The 13358-nt window shown below is 41.8% G+C and carries 10 protein-coding genes; 3 read left to right on the top strand and 7 right to left on the bottom strand.

Annotated elements, in window-relative coordinates; all coding sequences use genetic code 11:
• The first annotated feature begins 84 nt into the window (after positions 1 to 84).
• Both ACMFL8_RS07075 and ACMFL8_RS07070 read left to right on the top strand, forming a co-directional pair.
• Positions 85 to 2592 (top strand): CoA transferase, encoded by a 2508-nt coding sequence (locus ACMFL8_RS07075; protein ID WP_413190521.1) that lies wholly within the window; start codon positions 85 to 87, stop codon positions 2590 to 2592.
• 160 nt (positions 2593 to 2752) lie between these two features.
• A complete protein-coding gene (locus tag ACMFL8_RS07070) occupies positions 2753 to 4399 on the top strand; it encodes a BCCT family transporter (protein ID WP_413190520.1) in 1647 nt (548 codons plus the stop codon).
• A gap of 313 nt (positions 4400 to 4712) precedes the next feature.
• Here the strand turns inward: ACMFL8_RS07070 and ACMFL8_RS07065 are convergent, their stop codons facing one another.
• The 5 genes from ACMFL8_RS07065 to ACMFL8_RS07045 form a co-directional block, all read right to left on the bottom strand.
• Positions 4713 to 5486 carry an HAD family hydrolase gene (locus ACMFL8_RS07065; RefSeq protein WP_413190519.1) on the bottom strand — a complete coding sequence of 258 codons (774 nt, stop codon included), beginning with the start codon at positions 5484 to 5486 and terminating at the stop codon, positions 4713 to 4715.
• Complete coding sequence (locus tag ACMFL8_RS07060; RefSeq protein ID WP_413190518.1) at positions 5483 to 6628, bottom strand: TIGR03364 family FAD-dependent oxidoreductase; 1146 nt, start codon at positions 6626 to 6628, stop codon at positions 5483 to 5485. The genes ACMFL8_RS07065 and ACMFL8_RS07060 overlap by 4 nt, the downstream gene beginning before the upstream one ends.
• A gap of 102 nt (positions 6629 to 6730) precedes the next feature.
• Complete coding sequence (locus ACMFL8_RS07055) at positions 6731 to 7717, bottom strand: ABC transporter substrate-binding protein (protein ID WP_413190517.1); 987 nt, start codon at positions 7715 to 7717, stop codon at positions 6731 to 6733.
• A 77-nt stretch (positions 7718 to 7794) separates the two neighbouring features.
• Positions 7795 to 9477 carry an iron ABC transporter permease gene (locus ACMFL8_RS07050; protein WP_413190516.1) on the bottom strand — a complete coding sequence of 561 codons (1683 nt, stop codon included), beginning with the start codon at positions 9475 to 9477 and terminating at the stop codon, positions 7795 to 7797.
• 66 nt (positions 9478 to 9543) lie between these two features.
• On the bottom strand, positions 9544 to 10422 hold the full coding sequence (locus ACMFL8_RS07045; RefSeq protein ID WP_413190515.1) for an ABC transporter ATP-binding protein: 879 nt from the start codon (positions 10420 to 10422) through the stop codon (positions 9544 to 9546).
• Between the two features lie 251 nt (positions 10423 to 10673).
• On the opposite strand from ACMFL8_RS07045, the gene ACMFL8_RS07040 reads away from it, so the two are divergent.
• Positions 10674 to 11549 (top strand): LysR substrate-binding domain-containing protein, encoded by an 876-nt coding sequence (locus tag ACMFL8_RS07040; RefSeq protein WP_413190514.1) that lies wholly within the window; start codon positions 10674 to 10676, stop codon positions 11547 to 11549.
• Between the two features lie 313 nt (positions 11550 to 11862).
• Here ACMFL8_RS07040 and ACMFL8_RS07035 read toward each other — a convergent pair whose 3' ends face one another.
• Both ACMFL8_RS07035 and ACMFL8_RS07030 read right to left on the bottom strand, forming a co-directional pair.
• Positions 11863 to 12087, bottom strand: a complete 225-nt coding sequence (locus ACMFL8_RS07035) for a hypothetical protein (RefSeq protein WP_413190513.1) — start codon at positions 12085 to 12087, stop codon at positions 11863 to 11865.
• 232 nt (positions 12088 to 12319) lie between these two features.
• On the bottom strand, positions 12320 to 13213 hold the full coding sequence (locus tag ACMFL8_RS07030) for a LysR substrate-binding domain-containing protein (RefSeq protein WP_413190512.1): 894 nt from the start codon (positions 13211 to 13213) through the stop codon (positions 12320 to 12322).
• Positions 13214 to 13358: the final 145 nt, after the last annotated feature.

Below are 13358 nucleotides of genomic sequence, written 5' to 3'. Positions count from 1 at the left end.
CTCCAATAGTGGACGACCGGCAAGTGCTCTGACTGAATTCTAATTTTTCATAGTCGTACCATAAAATTCTAAGGATAGATAACTATGCGAGAAACTTTTGAATTGCCATTACTGGGTGTCAAAGTCATCGATTTTGGTCAATATATTGCTGGTCCCGCTGTCGGTATGATGCTTGGCGACTTAGGCGCAACCGTGGTTCATATAGATCCGCCATCAGGCCCAAAGTGGCACAGTCCAGCCAATGCGGTATTGAATCGCAATAAATTGATGTTAACACTCGATCTTAAGACGGATGAAGGCTTGGCACAAGCTAGGCAATTAATTTTAGAAAGTGACATCGTTATCGAAGGCTTTCGCCCTGGAAAAATGGCAGAAATGGGATTAGATCTGGTCGCGCTACGAAAAGAGCGTCCGCAGCTGATCACGCTGTCCATCCCTGGATTTGCATCGAATGACGAAAATCGCCGTGAGTTACGTGCCTATGAAAGCATTGTGGCAGCGAGCTCGGGCGTGTTTACTGACATGGGTTTAAACCGTGTGCTCATGGGCATTAACCCATCGTTCTCACCCCTACCATTGCCCTCTGCTTATGGCGCAATGCTGGCAGGCTCTTCCGTTGTTTTTGCACTACAAGCACGTGAAAATACGGGACTTGGCGACGCTATTGAAGTTCCACTTGCTGCGGCTGTCATGGAAGGCCTTTGTTACAACTCAATAGATATCGAAAACTTACCTGAACGCTATTTGACCCAACGTGAAGTTGAGATTCAACGTCGCCGCGTTGAAGGTATTCCCATGAATATGGACTACGAATCGTTGCAGGAACTGCTAGATCCTTTTTACCGCAGTTACATGTGTAAAGATGGCCGTATGTTTTACGTTGTATGCCCCAGCCACAAACATCACGCCAAGCGTTGTTTGCAAGTATTGGGGTTATACGACGAATTACTTGAGGAAGGATTGACTGAGGAGGAAGACACTTATTTGCCTTCTAGTCAGTGGAAATCTGATACATCGCTTGGGGTTTATCCCATGCCAAAACATTGGGCAGATCGTATTGCCGAAAAAATGAAAGTGGCATTTTTATTACGTACGTCAAAAGAGTGGCAGAAGATTTTTGGTAAACGCGGTATACCTGGTGCACCGCAGCGTTGGCTACAAGAGTGGATCCATGATGATCATGCAGAAACAACAGGACTCATGATTGAAGTTGATGACCCCACTTATGGCAAGATGATTCAGCCAGGCCCAATTGTGTGGTTAGAAGAATGTGGCGAGTTGATGTTACAACCGAAAGCACCGCTGCCTATCGACTTTGAAGGTGCATTGAAAAAATTAAAGTCAATCAAAACCAAGTTGCCTTCAATCAATAATGTTGATGAAAAAAGCGGTTGGTTAGACGGTATTAAAGTACTGGATCTTTGTAATGTTATTGCAGGCCCGCATTCGGCCTGTTATTTGGCGCGTTTTGGTGCAGAAGTTATCAAGCTTGATTCTGCTTCTCCATTATACGACAGCTGGAATACCGTCATCTATGGCATGTCTCAAATGGTCGGAAAACGCTCCATACTTGCGGATATTAGCAAGGGCACAGGACGAGAAGTGTTTGAGAAGTTGGTTCGTTCCGTTGACGTTATTGTTTGGAATGCAACAGACACACAAATCAAAAAAATGGGCTTGAATACTGAAGGCTTAAAAGCCTTAAATCCTGACGCTATATTCTGTAAGCTTGATTGTTTTAGCGGTGTCCGTAAGGGTCCGAGTAGTGATTTCATAGGCTATGACGATGTGGTACAGGCGTCTACTGGCATCATGTTGCGTTGCGGCGGTGCTATGGATACTCCTGAAGAACATGCACACGTTGGTACCATTGATGTCATGTGCGGCTTTGGTGGTGCCATGAGTATTGGTGTGGCGCTCTATCAAAAATATCGTACAGGCCGCATTGGACGTGGTCGTACTTCATTGGTCGCCAATAGCGCCCTACTACAAATCCCCTATTGCTATGATTTTGAAAAACGCGGGCTATTCAATGAGCCATCAGGTCGCGAAACCAATGGCCATGATGAATTGACGCGCTTTTACTATACCTCTTCAGGGAACTACTTGTTATTAAACGCGTATGAAGTCGATGTAAAAAACTTCGAAAACGTTGAAGACTTACAAGGTTTCAGTGAATTGGATAAAAGTGAACGTGCGGCATTCTTGTCTAATATTTTTCAAAAAGCGCCTGCTCATGACTGGGTTGAACGTCTGCAAGCTGCTGATATTGCAGCTGTCGTCTGTGCAGATATTAATGCGTTACGTGCTGAATACAGCCGCACAGCAGATGGTACATCAGGTACTGATCGTGGTAGTTATTCTTTTTCAATTTACGAAGATCATCCAAGTGGTCATACGGTGACACAGCTTGATCCCTATGCTATTCGTCCGTCGAACAGCATCGTGTATGCACTCTCTAGACCTGAAAAATTTGGACAATCCACCCGTCAGATCATGCTAGAGCTTGGCTATAGCGAGGCAGACATTGACACCAGTATTGCCAGTGGAGATTTGAGTGATAGTTGGAGTCAAGAGTTTTTACCAAGTTAAATGAGGCAGTGTCATCAGTTGGAGTGCCCTGCTAACCATGATGCAAGTTGGTTGGTATCTGGCTGATGACACGCCCTGAATGATAGGGATTAAGCTGCTCGAAGGACAGTGCAGCTTGATGCTCATTTGAGCAAAAGGAAAACCATCTAAAGGATTAGATATGAAAAATAGCAGCAGAAAACCTTTAACCAAATTGCCGATTAAAGTGGCGACAAAAGGTTTTTATGAGGGGTTTAATAAAGACGTTACGATTACCGCTAAAATCTTACTGGGTCTGCTCATTGTTTGGGCTGTCATCTTTCCTGATAATTCAACGACGATATTAGGGTCGATCAATACTTTCTTACTCAATCACTTTTCGACATGGTATATCTTATGTGTCGCCTTTTTCTTGATTTTGGCGTTGATTCTGGCCGTTGTCCCGCGCTATGGGAGGTTGATTTTAGGGGACACCGGAGATAAACCTGAGTTCTCCAACTTTTCATGGTTTTCGATGATTTTTGGCGCAGGTATCGGTGTTGGTATGTTGACTTTTGCGACCGCAGAGCCGATGTATCACTTTGCCAATAACCCTGAAGTCATCCAAGGGTTGGCAACGGGCTCTGGTGCCGACAATGTACGATATGCCTATAAATGGGCCTTTCTACATTGGGGATTCAGCGCATGGATCTGTTATTCCTTAGTCGGATTATCGATGGCCTATTTTTCGTTTCGACGTAAATTACCGCTAACCATTCGCTCAGGTCTTGCGCCATTATTCGGCCAAAAACTATCAGGTAAGCTCGGTAATACCATTGACATCGTTGCCGTTATTGCAACTATCTTGGGCGTTGCGCAGACATTAGGGTTTGGGGTTGAGCAATTCGTTTCTAGTATGTACCGTGTTGGTTTGGGCGAATGGTTGATGAATGCTGATGGCACATCGTCAACGGCAGCCATTATTGTCGCACTGGTCGTTATCGTTGGTATAGCAACCCTATCTGCGCTTTCTGGGCTAGGTAAAGGGGTGAAATGGCTGTCTAACATCAACATGGGGTTAAGTCTTATTCTGTTTGCCTTTTTCTTAGTATTCGGTTCGACATTCTTTGGTTTACAATCTTTCTTCTTAGGTGTGTTTGACTATGTCGTCGCGCTTCCTGAGCTGCTATTTACGGTTTGGCAGCCAGATGGTACGGTGGTCGGTGACACACTTGCCACATGGCAAAAAGACTGGTCTGTGTTTTATTGGGCATGGTGGATTGCTTTTGGTCCTTTTGTTGGTGTTTTCTTTGCTCGCATTTCACGTGGTCGTAGCATCCGTACTTACCTATTCGGCACCGTTATCCTACCTGCTCTGATGTGTTTTATTTGGTTTTCAATGGTGGGTGGAACCGCGATTGACTTAACGCTAGGTGGCACCAACGCCATCTCAAGCGTAGGTCAAGAATCTCAATTATTGGCAATGCTTGATGTGATGCTATCACCAGGTTTTGCTTGGGTAATGGCAATTTTAGTTCTGGTCTTACTATTGACCTACTTAGTCACGACTTTAGATTCGGCAATTTTAGTTATCAACACCATCAATTCAGGTGGTAACGAGGGTCCAAAAGGCCGCCCACATATTATCTTTTGGGGCGTAATACTAGCCTTGGTTGTTGGCGTACTGCTGATAAGCGGAGGACTGGGGGCGATTAAAACGGCGATGGTTATTGGTGCCTTGCCCTTTAGTTTTGTGATGGTACTAATGGGGATATCGCTGGTTAAAGCCATTCTTTATGATACCAGTCCGGCTAGGCTAGAGACGATAGATCCGGTCGACGAACCATAACCTAGCTATGTACACAAACGACACACAGCAAGCAGATACAGCAAGCGCAATGCTAAATGATAGAGTGCTCGATTAGCGTCCGCTAAAAGCCAATTGAGCACGCTTGGTGTGTTGTTAGATTTATATTCAATCATTTGTATTCCAATATCAAATACCTGTCTAAAGCTACAGCCTTTAGGCAGTAACATTTAATCTAAACGACAATTACACAGAAACCGCGATGTTTTCTCCAAATTAAAAAAGCCATAAAAGTCATTACTTTTATGGCTTTACTGTTCTGTTGTATATTTTGAAGCTTAGACCTAGCTTTAAGTTAAATAAGCGCCTTTAAATCAGTCAGCTTGTCTAAAACTGCATCAGGTAAATATTTCACCAGCTGCTGCTCATTTTGTGCACCAGATAGCACACCTAAAACCAGCCCACACCCTGCATTCCTACCTTCCTCAATATCGATACCACTATCCCCCGCTTTTAGCACCTGCTGTGAGTTATCAATATTGAACTGCTTCATCGCAAGAGTAATCATATCAGGACCTGGGCGGCCATTGTCTACGTCATCGGCTGTTACTAGTGCATCTACTTGATCCCCCACAGACCACCCTAAGACAGTCAAAATTTTATTAGCAGTCTTAGCATCATATCCTGTATTTAACACCACATGACGACCGCTCGCCTTCAACTGCTCGAAAAACTCTGACATGCCCTCAAACTCAGATAAGGTGTCCTTGTTATAAGCAGTTTCAAGATTGACTTTAAAGGCTACAAATGCAGTACCCGTTAACGATTCAATATCAGCATCAGATAAATCTAACCTGTTTAAAATATCGCGGATGGCGTTGCGTTTTTCTTTCCCTGCACCATATTCTAAACATAACTCAAGACTAACTTGCTTATCTAATTTGCCAGCGCGCATCAGTACTTCATTGATGGCATTACGTACGGTTTTATAGACTAGGTTACCTTCATCTACTGTTGTGCCAGCCATATCAAACACACAGAGCTTAATATCAAAAAATTTATTTTTAATACTGTTTAAACTATCACTATGTGAGCTACTGCTTATTATATTATTATTTACTGTATTCATTGCTTTGATTCCAATACCAATTCAATTAATTCTTCGCCAAATGCGAAACCTGTTGATGCCCCTGTACCACTGGTGACTGCACCGACCACTACGCATTTTTCAGGTGATGCCTTAAATACCACGTCATCTGCACTTGGATATACACCCAACCAGTGCTGAGTAATATCTATCTCGCCAATATCCATCACCTGCTTAAATTCATTAATGATTAGATCATCAATTCGGGTGTCTCTAAACGGCAGTTCTCTATCACTATAATCATGACTATCGCCGATGATTAGTGATCCATCTTCAGACTGAACCACAATTAGGTGGACACCTGCTTGACGCTCTGCACTTTGAATATCGTCAAGTAAGCTTTTTAGTACCGTAGCTTCAGGTAACTGAGCAAATCCATCATAACGGGCAAAGCTTAAATCTGACATGACAGCGGCATTTAATCTAAAAGCTTTTTTGGGCATGACTCGCATCATATTTAGTGTGCACATTTTAGCTTTGGTCTTAGCGAGTGCGTCTGGATATAAGCCAGTAAAGTCCGCTCCGGGGCAGACCACACAGTGCTCAGCGTTAAGGACACCACGACTGGTATGCACTTTTGGTAATTCCACTGAAGTCACCGTAGTATGGTTGTAAAAATCCACATTCTGCGTCTCTTGTAACCAATGAGCCAGCTTAGCGATTGCAGTATTAGATTCTACTCTGAGCTCATGCGGGCTATATAACACCCCTTCTCCCTTGTTTAGATAAGGCGCGGCTTCATTAATTTCAGGCTGTGTCAGTAGTCGGCATCCCTCACCCATTTCCGTCTTTAAAAAAGCGTGTGCAACATCTACCGATTCAGGTCTCTGCATTAACATATGCAAACCGATATGCTCTACCTGAATACCTGCTTTTGGGGCAATTTCGGCCCAAGCATTACGCGAGTGCATGGCGCGTTGCCAATGCTCACCTCGACGCTGACCACTAACGGTCACAAACCCAAAATTACGAACAGAAGCATCTTTGTTCTGAGATTGGCGTTCTACAACCGCAACACTCAACCCCTTTTTAACGGCGGCGTAGGCGCTTGCCAGCCCAACGATGCCCCCACCTACGACGACGACATCGTATGTTTTATCAGAAAGTATTTTGCTCATTGTCATATCTGCTCTTCCCATACATCTTTATTAATTAGCCCTCTACTTGCTTAACCTATGAGCTAATATAGCTAAGCATGAATGGGCATTATTTTGATTCAACTAAAATTACTCACCATGGAAAAAAGCACGGTGCTTATCTAACAGCTCAGCAGTTAATGGCTCTGGATAGGTCTTAGAATTATCAATCTGATTCTCAGCAGCTACTGTCTCACCGTCATACAGAATATTTGGATAAACCTCTAATAAACCTGGGCGAGCTTTAGTGACAATTAATTCAGCCATTTTCATTGCTTTAGGATTGGTTTTCTCTCCTTTATCAATAACAGCAACCGATTCAGTCAATGTGTAATTACCTTCACTAGGATCAACAAAATCAATTGGTAAACCTTTTGCCTTATTAGCGACTGCCTGATGACGTAGACCGAAACCGATAGGCACCTCACCTGCCATTACCTTTTTAAGAGGACCAGAGCCAGATAGCTCTAAATTAGGTCCTGCATTTTCACGAATAGCATTCATGATTTGTTGACCTTCAGCATCGGTGCCATATTCAGCAGCAATATCCTGTACAAACAACCAACCGGTTGATGAACCATTTGGATCAACCATAGAAATTTGGTTTTTATAAATAGGATTTGCTAAATCTTTGGCACTGGTAGGTATGGGGAGATTATTGGCTGCCATCTCTTTGGTATTGAGTAAAATGGCGCCCGTAAAGCTGAGGATTGGTGCATAGTAATTAGGCGTCGCAATCTGTGGGTTTGCTGCAAATGCTAACGCTTTAAACATTGGGTTCTTTGCTTGAGCACTTTCGATATAAAACGAGCTCATTGTCACCATATCAGCTTCAATATTTTTTCCTTCTGCTAATAGTCGTCCACCAAGCTCACCTGTTCCGAATGATTGAAATATGTATTGACCTTCAAAGCCTGCCTCATCAAGCACCTCTTGAATAACCTCGACTGCCTCTTCATCAGCATTACTATAAATAATTACCTCCTCGCCAGCCGTATCTCCCGAGCCTTGCGACCCACAACCTGCTACTAAAACTCCACAAGTTAATCCCGTTATTATCGTTTTAAATAAATTCATTGTTTTCCCTGATTATTTGAGTGATTAAAGGTTAAATTAGTTTTCGTAACATCAACGCCTAAACTGTGTTGAAATATCTAAGCGACCGTCGTCACTGTGGTTTTTTTCACTTTTATTTTTGTTGTGCCATTGATGCTTCTGGTATAAAGGTATCGCGCCACTGCGAAGAATATTAATGCCGTGATATTTGTGAGTAGCACCATCAGCGACAAGATAAAAATCTCATCAAAGCGGGCGAAGTGCTGTAGTTCAACAATCTTTGTAGTCAGCACCATCGTCTTCGCACCTGAAATAAATATCACTGCACTGATGCTGACCATCGCACTGATAAAAAAGTACGAGGCCACTTCGATAAGTGTAAATATTGAGTTGGGTACAACAATTCGGCGTAAAGACTGCAGCCATGAGTCTCCAAGTAAAGAAGCTGTGGTCTCCCAGCCTAAGTTCATTTTTGACAGTGCATTTTTGCTCATGAGATAAGGTGTCGAGAAGTAATGAATGATATTACTAATCACAATAATAAAGATGGTATTCGATATCGATGACCCTGAAAAAACCATCAGGTAAGCAATACCAATAACCATACCTGGCACTGTATTGGTCACTAAAGCTGAGCTTTCGATCGTCAGCTTTCCTATCTTGAATAACCCTGAGCGCTCGTATATCAACGCGGCAACATAGGTAATAATAGTTCCAAAAATAGCTGTTAGTGTGGCGACCATAAGTGAGTTCTTATACACTCGCATTAGGTTCGAGGACTCAATCACCTTAGTAAATGTGTCTGTACTAAACGCCATCTCGTAAGGCCATGTCTTAATCCATGGAATGATGAAGATCACAGCAAATACGAATAATAGTGAAATCAAAATGCCACTGGACAACACACCCAGAATCCTGTCTTTGACTTTAGAGGTGGGCAAGTCAAAATGCTCTACTGAGTCATATCTGACATTAAATCGAGCCACATACCAAAGCAGTAGAATGCTCAAAACAGACGGAATCAGCATAAACAAGGCAACCACAGAGCCCTTTTCAAACGAGGGAGATGCACCCAGTATTTGGGTATAAAGCTCAGTGGCGATGACCTTGTACTGACCACCAATAGAGGCTGGAATACCAAAATCAGTAAAGGCCAAAAAGAAGCATTGAATGATAGCGGCTGCAAACGTACCAATTAAAGGACGAATGACCGTCATATCTATCTGGCGTAAGCGTGAATCGCCCATCAGTTCTGATACGATTACGAACTTCTTATCCAAATACTGAAAGGTATTGTTAAGCAGTAAAAAGGCTATTGGCAAGGTATAGATGGTGTAGCCAAGCCACATACCATAGAAACCATATATGTCTTCAAACAACTGACATCCAATTATCTTGGTGAGCAGACCTTGCTTACCAAAGGTATAAATAATGGCAAACCCATAAGTCACTGTTGGCAATAGCATAGGGAACAGTGACGCAAGCTTAATGGTTTGTTTAAAGCCCTTTGGCAAGTTAGTCCAGTGCACCGTATAGGCAAGGATAAATGCCAAAAAGGTGGCACTCATCGCACTAACAATGGCGACAAAAAAACTATTTAACATCACTTGTCTGAAGTCATTACTGCTGATGATATCGACATAGTGGCTTATACCTAATCCATCAGCCACATTAAATGACAGCATCAACATTTTGCCCAAAGGCACAAACATAAAGACGAGAAATAGCGCACCAATGAAAAGCCACGAAGCTTTCATTAGCGGTGAGTTATTAAGTTTCATAATGACCTACGCGCGAAATAAGTAAGTTTTGAGAGACCAGCGTTGGCCTAGTGCGATTAACCTTTATTAACCTTTGGAGGTATCTTTAATGGATTTAGCGGCTGTGCGCTGGATTATGGAATTGATATCTTCAGTGACTGAGCTGCCATCTAGCACAGGTCTCATTTGAGTGTATTTTTCTAATGGATCAGCTGGCGCATTGTCCGCTTCAAATAGGCTCAAGATATTACGACGTTTGATGTTTAGCTGATTTAGGATGAAGCTTTTGACAAAATCATTGGCAGGGTTTTTGATGATTTCTGATGGTTTAGCATATTGAGCTACTTTGCCGTCTGATAACAACAAAATGCGATCAGAGAGTGTCATCGCTTCTTCAGGGTCATGTGTCACAATCAAAGTGGTTAGCTCATAACGCTCTGCAATCTCACGAATACGTGCCTTAATGGTCTCTTTAATAACCCCGTCTAAGGCAGATAAAGGCTCATCTAATAATAAAATTTTAGGCTTCATCACTAAAGTACGCGCTAATGCAACACGCTGCTTTTGCCCACCAGAGAGCTGGCTGATTCGCTTGTTCAAATGAGCCTTAATCTCCAAAAGGTCAACCAGCTCATCAACCTCCGCTTGTGTGCTAACGTTAGGTCTATTACGTAGCCCATATTCAATATTCTGCTTTACATTCAAGTTAGGAAACAACGCATAGTCTTGGAATACAATATTGAAACCTCTGTGCTTCATAGGCACACGTGTGATGTCTTCCTTATCATAGGCAAGTCGACCAGAACTAATATCGGTTAGACCTAAAATAATATGTAGCAACGTGGTTTTCCCACAGCCAGATGGGCCCAATATTGAAACAATCTCACCCTTATTCACTTTTAGGGAGATATCCTCAAAAATAACTTTGCCATCATACTTCTTAGTCACATTTCTTAGTTCTAACATAATTCAAGCCCAAACTTATATTTTGGTATTGGCAGTGAGTGATAGCTCAAGCAAATACATTTAGGTAAATTGTTCAATGCTTTAATCGTTTACATGTAACTAATATAGAAGATGAATATGACAGTTTGGTGTCATATATAAGGTTAGCTTATATATTTAATCATTCAGTCTTATTTATCGTGTATAACTTCTCGTACTTCCCAGAGATAAGCCTGACTATCTCTGAAACCGATACGAAAGACGGCGGTCATATGACGAAAAAACCTTATACTTATAATCAACTAAACATCTTAGACTCTGTGCTTGAGGAAGGTAATTACACGCAGGCAGCTAGACGTTTGGGCGTGTCTCAATCTGCCATTAGCCAAGCACTATCTACGCTTGAAAACAATCTTGGGTTTAAGCTATTTATACAGCGTGGCAGACACCTTGTGCCAACAGATTACTGCTTAGAGCTTGGGTCATTGACGAGTAAAATACGAGCAGTTGAAGATGATCTAGAGCAGCTGATTCAAAGAAGTAAAATCTTTGAAGCGGCTATATTAAAGGTAGCTCTATGCAGCCCCCTACCGGGAACTGAAATTATCAGGCAGTTTAGTAAGCGCTATCCCAAGCTACAGACTGAGATCTATTTTGGTAATTTCTATGAAACGTTCAGTAGAGTCGTTAACGGTCAAGTAGATGTTGGCATTCTTGCAAATGTGCCAAAGGATGATAGGTTGCAGTTTAAGAAGTGTGCTACCCAAAGGCTTGTTGCCTTATGCTCACCGAACCACCCTTTTGCATCAAGAGAGTCTATAAGCTTGACTGAGTTGGCATCGGAAACCGTTATATTCCGCACGCACGGCTCTACCACTCAAAAACTTATAAATGAGGCACTAGCAAAAATTAATTTAGAGATAACCCCTACGTATATCGTAAACACCCAAGAAAGTGTTTACGATGCGGTTTACCAAAACTTAGGTGTAGGATTTGCATGGAGCGAAAGCACAACAAGAAAGGATGGTTTTGTGAAGGTGCCCATTGCGGAGCTACCTTCAGATTATGACGAGGTGGTTTTTTCACTCAAAAATGTAAACAATTTAGTGGTGACTGCTTTGATGAACTCTTTAGATACCTCTGGTTAGACTGGTTGAAAAAAGCATCCTAATGTTTTCAATATATACGCATCTCGCGAATTAGGTTTTTTGCCTCAAATCCATTTATCATAATTGCTCTCTTGGGAACAATAAATGTGGTTGTAGAGAATGTGGTTGTAGAGAATGTGTTTAGGGCGTGTCTTCATTTCAGAAATGGTGATAAAAATGAGATAAATTGCCGTCAAACAAGGAAAATAGCGCAGATAATATCGGGATATTAACCAGCTATTTGACGATGTTTGGCAAGATTTAGCCATTTTTATCCCATTTAGATGACTATCGAGTGAATTGAAGACACGCCCTAGTTCATTTGAATACCTGTCACGCTCGTTTTTATGTGCATGATTAATGATAAGCAATAAAGGATTAGTGATAAGGCTAAAAAAATAAAAGCCAGAGGTAAAAACAAGCTTTCTTGGAGCACGCCATCAGAACCAATGTCACCGTAAAATAAGCTTTCCATCAGTCCAGACAGTGCAGCAAGGGCCAGCATAATTGAGCCACTGATAAATATTTTAGATGTCATGAAATCTCCATAGGCTGATATTTAAGAATAGTAGTCATTTTAAATTTAGAAGCACTCATCAAGTCATGAGTGCTTAGGCCTATATCGTATATGAAATAATACGCGTATTGGGCGGTCTCCTATTTTTTCATAAACTATTCATACTCGGTCTTTAAGAACATCAACCTTCATGAAAGTGCATTTAGCAGTCATCGACTATAAAAATTCGTGCGATCAAGCTGTAGACCCAAACTCAAATCGCTATCATGTGCTCTACCAGAAAATCTAAAAAAACGCGTGTTTTTGGTGAGACCATATCTCGCTTTAAATAAATAGCGTAAGTGGCACTGAGTTCTTCATAAGGACTAAAAATATGCTCTGGCATGACTTGAACCAATGACCCGTTCGCCAATTCACTTTTAACAGCCCACAGTGGTATTAGCGTCAGACCTGTATGATTCAATACCAGCTGCTTCTGACCATTCACGGAGTTCACTGAAACCTGACTATTAATCATCAACTTTTTACGATCTTCTGCTATCAAAAACCAATCTTTCCAACCGTTATAACCATATCGGATACATTGGTGATTAGCTAGATCATCAATCCTAAGAGGCGTGCCATTATTTTTTAAATATTGTGGGCTTGCACACAGTAAAAAATCATTAAATACCAAGCGTCGGGCAATCATGGTCGAATCAGATAAGCGTCCACTTCGAATAGCCACGTCAATATTTTCTTCTATAAGATCTACAACCCGCTCTGTTAACTCAATTTTTATATCAATATCTGGATATAACGACATAAATTTCGGTATTAATGGTAATACCATGCTTTCACCAAAACCGACTGTCATGCTGATTTTCAGCTTACCTTGTGGCATTATTTGTAAGTCATTAACGGCTCTTTTGGCATTATCAAACTCTGACACAATTCGCTGAGAGTATTCGTAATATTTGTGCCCCGCTTCAGTCAAACTGGTGTTTCTGGTCGTTTTATTGAGTAGACGTACCCCCAACTCCTTTTCAAGCACTGCTAACTGCCGTGAAATAGAGGACGGCTGTACATCAAAGATACGGCTAGCCTCTGAAATGCTACCGGTTTCGACAACACTATTGAAGTATGCCAGTCGATTTATTGAGCTCATCGCCACTCCTTTATTAAGTTGATAGGTATTCCATTTAACTGTAACTATGGCTTGCTCAAAAAGCAAAAGTAATTTGTTTACTGGGTAATGGTTTGCTGGATTAGCAACGTCTAAACTGATTGTCCTGAAACAAACAGTAAGACAT

The organism is Psychrobacter sp. AT9, from assembly GCF_047272965.1.
In the GTDB taxonomy this organism is placed as follows: Bacteria; Pseudomonadota; Gammaproteobacteria; order Pseudomonadales; family Moraxellaceae; genus Psychrobacter; species Psychrobacter glaciei.
This window is presented reverse-complemented; position numbering and strand designations above follow the sequence as displayed.